Annotated in this window: 3 protein-coding genes and 2 pseudogenes; 3 read left to right on the top strand and 2 right to left on the bottom strand. The window is 32.9% G+C overall.

Annotated elements, in window-relative coordinates; translation table 11 throughout:
* Window positions 1–55 precede the first annotated feature (55 nt).
* Window positions 56–262 (bottom strand): annotated as a pseudogene (locus EVI01_RS13020) (PhzF family phenazine biosynthesis protein); the annotation flags it as partial.
* 1 nt (window position 263) lies between these two features.
* The gene (locus EVI01_RS13025) at window positions 264–1,229 is read right to left on the bottom strand and encodes an ornithine cyclodeaminase family protein (protein WP_010752592.1); all 966 of its coding nucleotides are present in this window, start codon (window positions 1,227–1,229) and stop codon (window positions 264–266) included.
* Window positions 1,230–1,322: 93 nt separating this feature from the next.
* Here EVI01_RS13025 and EVI01_RS13030 point away from each other — a divergent pair.
* The 3 genes and pseudogenes from EVI01_RS13030 to EVI01_RS13040 all read left to right on the top strand — a co-directional run bounded on the left by EVI01_RS13030 (window position 1,323) and on the right by EVI01_RS13040 (window position 5,189).
* Window positions 1,323–2,717: pseudogene (locus tag EVI01_RS13030) on the top strand (aminotransferase-like domain-containing protein).
* Window positions 2,718–2,942: 225 nt separating this feature from the next.
* Complete coding sequence (locus EVI01_RS13035) at window positions 2,943–3,767, top strand: GNAT family N-acetyltransferase (protein WP_010752595.1); 825 nt, start codon at window positions 2,943–2,945, stop codon at window positions 3,765–3,767.
* Window positions 3,768–4,721: 954 nt separating this feature from the next.
* On the top strand, window positions 4,722–5,189 hold the full coding sequence (locus EVI01_RS13040; protein WP_010752596.1) for an LMxysn_1693 family intestinal colonization protein: 468 nt from the start codon (window positions 4,722–4,724) through the stop codon (window positions 5,187–5,189).
* Window positions 5,190–5,359 lie beyond the last annotated feature (170 nt).

Below are 5,359 nucleotides of genomic sequence, written 5' to 3' on the forward strand. Positions count from 1 at the left end.
ACTTCCGACATGCGCTTATCCACGACTAAAGTCACAGGTGTGCGCGCATTGTCCAATCAATTTCTCGATCAGGAGTGAACCATCGTAACTCATAATGTTCGTTGTTTTTTACAGTAAATGCTGTTTCTGATAAATTATTTTCAATGGCGATTTTTTGCATAATTGCATCTGGCAACCATTCATTTAAGACATACACAGCCGCCGGATTCCCTTTAAAAACTTCTGATGAAAATGCGTCAACGATATAATAACTTAATTTCATTTTATTTCGTCTCCTTTACTTTTTGGTAAATGTATTCTGCCAAACAAAGATCTTCAATTGCCAAACCAACTGCATCAAAAATCGTTATAGACTGCCCTTGATTTTCTACAAACGTTTTTCCTGAAACTAGTTCACTCAAAGAACCCAAAATTGCTGACTTTGACAATACTCCTTCTGCTATTGGAATCAATAAATCCCCACTTTCTTTCAAGGTAGCCTCATAGTCATCTACGTAAATATCACTTTCTTTCATCAATTCACTAGTAATTTCACGTGTTTCTGGTGTAAAAGTTCCAATGGCATTAATATGCGTACCTGGTGTGATCCACTCTTTTTGTAAAAAAGCATCTTTACTTGTCGTCAAGGTACAAATAATATCCGCTTGATTAACTGTCTCTTCTAAAGTATCTCCACTTACAAACTCTATTTGTGGATATTTCTTTTTCATTGTTTCTCTAAATGTTAGACTTCTGTCTTTACTTAAATCATAGACAGAAACTTTGTTGATCGGACGAATCGCACAAATCGCTTCTAAATGGGAGACTGCTTGTTGTCCAGCTCCTACTAAAGCTAATGTTTTTGCATCTTTTTTTGCCAAAAAATCAGTGGCTAAAGCAGATACTGCTGCTGTTCGAATCCAAGTAATACTATTGGCGTCTATCATGGCCACTGGTACTCCATTTCTAGAATCAAACAGTAAAATTTCTCCTAAATGTGAAGGTAGTTGCTGCAAGTGATTGTCTGGAAAAGCAGTAATTATTTTTGCCCCAAAATAACGTCCATCACCAAGATAAGCTGGCATTATCGCAAAAATATTTTTATTTTTGCCGTCTGGTAAACTTTCAACTAAACGCGTTGTTTGACTAATTTTCCCGTTTCCGTAATCCATAAAACAATTTCTCATCACTTCAATTGCTTCTTTTACTTTTATTTGTGCAACTACTTCTTCAAAATCGATTATCTTCATTATTCTCTCCTCCTCATTTGTGTAGCTTACGCTTTGAAAACTATACATTCAATAGTAAAATTGTATGGAATACAATTTTAAGAGGTGAAAGTTTTGCCAATCAATTCTTATGATGATTATCCGATTACATGGCGTCCTGATAAAACAAAATTAACACGTCCTATCTATCACTCACTGATCCAACAGTTAGAAGAAGATATTCTCACAAATAAATTACAAAAAAATACCCAATTGCCTTAGCAAAGAGAACTAGCTGATTACTTAGATATTAACTTTACAACAGTCGGACAAGCTTATAAATATGGTATTGAAAAGGGGTTACTGTATACCAACATCGGTAGTGGCACTTTCGTTTCACCAAATGCGTTTACTTCTATCACTATTTCCACTAATCATGTGGCCGACCATGTTATTGATTTTGGTTTAGTTAGTTCTTTTGAAGAATGCAACCATCTTATCGTACCTTTTATTCATTCCGTCAGTAACAACCCAAATGTGGTCGGTTTGTTGAATTACCGTGAGCCTATGGGAACTAATTTTCAATTAAAAACTGCTGTCGAATGGCTACAAACACAAGGGATTCGCACAACGATTCAACAGACAGCGATTATTTCCGGTGTACAAAATGGGCTGGCTATTACCTTAACAGCTTTATTTACTCCAAGGGATCGAATCGCCGTTGATCGTTATACTTATTCAAACTTTATCGAGTTAGCTCATTTGTATCACTTAGAAATTGTTCCTATTGATTTTGATGAAGAAGGGATGATTCCTGAATTACTGTTACAAGAATGTCGTAAGAAAAAAATTAAAGGCCTCTATTTAATGCCCTCTTGTAACAATCCAGTCGGGTTTCAATTGTCTTTCAATCGACGAGAAGAGTTAAAAAAAATTATTTTAAAAGAACAACTATTGGTAATTGAAGATGATATCCATTCATTTTTAACAACCTATTTTCAAAAGAAGGTCCTTCCGCCTTTTCAACAATTATTGCCCAACCAAACCGTTTATTTATCTGGTATGACAAAATTTATTTGTTCAGGATTACGAGTGGCTTATCTGGTTTTTCCTGAACATTTAAGAAAAAAAATTGAACAAGCGATCTTTAATATAAATGTGAAAACTTCTGGACTAGATGCAGAAATCATCACGCAAGTTCTTCGTTCATCAGAAACGGTTCAAAAAATACGAATGACAAAATTTGCACGAACAAAGGAGGCAAATAAACGTTTTGATGCTTATTTTGACTTGCCTCGCCCATCAAATCCTTATCCTTTTTATCGAAATATACCGATAAGCCCTGAGATTTCACCAAGTGTGGTGGAAAAAAATTTTTTAGAAAAAGGCATCCGTCTTTACCATTCCAATCGTTTTACAAGTCAACAACAACCTGATCCGTTTATTCGCATCGCGTTGTCTTCTAATCATTTAGAGATTTTAGAAAAAGGGTTACGTATTATAAAAGAAGAAATCAAAAACTATCAATAATATGAAAATTTAGCTATACGTTCAACAAAAAAGAGAGGATGTTCCTTAGTTTGTGCTTCAACTGCGATAATCAAGTTGTCATAAAATAAAAAGAAGGCCCCGTTCTAATTCCGATTGGAAATAGATAACGTCATGTCCTATATTCTGTAAGTCGAACTATTTTTTATTGTCTTTTATAAAAAAATAAGATAAGATGAGAAAAATAATTTTACTCAAGGAGAATAAATGAAATCATTCATCAAAAAACAGCTCAATCCCTCTGATCGTTCATTGGTTATGGATTTAAAAAATGAAGTAGAAAGGCAACGTACCTGTCAGTTCAAATTAGCTCCTGATTTTGTTAACCAAGAGGATAAATTCATCCGACATTTGCTTTATTTTAGCAATGATTCTCTCAGTGCTTATGCTTTTTTAAGTTTCTATGATGAAACTGAACTAGAGGCAACAATCATTTCACAAAATGAACCACATGTTTTACATGAATTGATTGAAACAATCAGCCAATTTGCCCAAAAAAAGAATTGCTCAAGGATTTTGTTTATTACCGATCCTAAAGATGAATACTTAAACTCTTCTCTGAAACAAAACGCTCAGTTGAAAAAACAGTTTACCGAATATCGTTTAGTCTTACAGCCAGCTAAATTTAAACCGATAAATACGCCATTTATACTCAGAAAAGCAACAATTAATGAAGCTATAGCGATTGCAAGACTACAATTTGGTACAGAAGATCGTCCTCTATTATCTGAGGATTTAGAAAAAACATTCGTCTTTTACTTAAAAGATCAACTGATTGCCTGTGTGCGCATTGAAGAAGACCAAAATTCTTACGGTATTTATGGTTTTGTGGTAGATCCTGCATTTCGTGGTCAAGGATTAGGTAAAATTTGCTTAAACAATATCATACAACAGTTATTAAGGAAAAAAGAAAAAGAAATCTATTTAGAAGTTGATTCAACTAATGAAGTGGCGTATCACTTATATGTAAAAATGGGATTTGAAAAGAAAAGTACGTTTGATTATTATGAACAAGCATTAATAAGTAAGTGAGTAAAAGTTCCTTTTCTTCTTCACTAAACTGAATACAGAAATAGAAGAAACTTCTTCGAAAAATAAGCCATAATTCATGAAATTAAAAAAACAAGTTTCATGAATTATGGCTTACTTCATCTACATTTACTCGTCACAGGATGTTTCTTATCATGTACTTTGAAACATAAAGTACATAGTAATTCAATGTGGAAACGCACTCATTTGTTTGACAAGTCTTCACACTCCTTTCGACCTCGATTATTATATGCGTATTTTCTTGGGTTCTAAAGGTTGGTTTAGCTGACAATGCTATTAGTACGTTCTGTCAGACTTTCTATCATTTTTCTCTCCTAAAAATAGTTTGACCTAGATGAAGTGACTCATAAAAGTTAGAAAAGTCTAGGCGACAAAACAAATCTATAATTTTATTTAAATCATTTTCTAAAAATCCTTGCCCTGCATAGACATCATTAAAATCAAAACGACAAATTTGAAATAACCCTCATCTGGTTCCACAATAAATCTTTTGTTCACAAATGTTTTGATATTTCGCCAAAAATTCTCTGTAAAAACAACAGCTTTTATCTCCTCTATCCATTACCTTTTTAATTCGCCCTTTCCTAACAGAAATGTCAGTACTTTCCGTGTTCGCAATGGTCATGTTCCTAAAGCTTTACTATAGCTTGAGATTCTTTTTGTATGCTGGGCAAAAAAAGTATTTTGATGACGTTCCAATTATTTGCTAAAATTTATTCAAATTTTCTGAAAGGATATTTGTTTGATTAATGGATAAACTAAACCCATAAATACTCTTCACTAAATCATAAAACACTAGCTATTTTTCATAACTTTAACAATTATGATACCAAAAAAACTTTTTATGATGTCAAAATTCAATTGAAGTCAAAATACTATACTATTATTAATAGAGAACATATTCTGTTGTCATTATTTTTTAGGAGGAAATTCGTTATGAAAAAAAATGTATGTAACACATTGCTACTATCGTCGAATAATTTTGCTTTAGACTCTGCTGTTATTCAAAATAGCGTAGCATTGGCTAGTGAAAATAATGATACTAAAACTATTTCTGACATAACAACTTATTCTCATGACGAATCTTATAGTGTACGAAATGAACCTTCTATTCAAACAAAAACGTGGTCAAAGCCTCAAAGTTGGTCAGTATTTAAAGAAAGTCGCACATTTTTAGGAATAGAAACGTATAGTCGAGGCACAAAACTCTCTATTAGTACGAATGCTTTGGGAATGAATATCAAATTAGGCAGAACAACCTCTCTCAGTGGACAATTTATGAAATATTGTCAAAATGCACGAATAACAGTCACTTATAGAGTTTATCGTGAACGAGATAACAAATATATTCGCACACAAACCTCTACGGTAATTACACAATATATTGATTATATTCCAATTTGAAATTGTCAAAATAGACCTTTAGTACGATTTATTGGATTTTCATTCTTCCCCTTACTCATAATAACTTGATAAATATACCATTTTCAAAAAGTTTAAACCTTAGCAATTTAAAAATTTCCTGCATTTTTTTAAGGCTTGAGGCTGAACAGCTTTTTCACGGCGTTCAAGAA

Origin of the sequence: Enterococcus villorum, assembly GCF_007990225.1 — a bacterium.
Lineage (GTDB): Bacteria > Bacillota > Bacilli > Lactobacillales > Enterococcaceae > Enterococcus_B > Enterococcus_B villorum.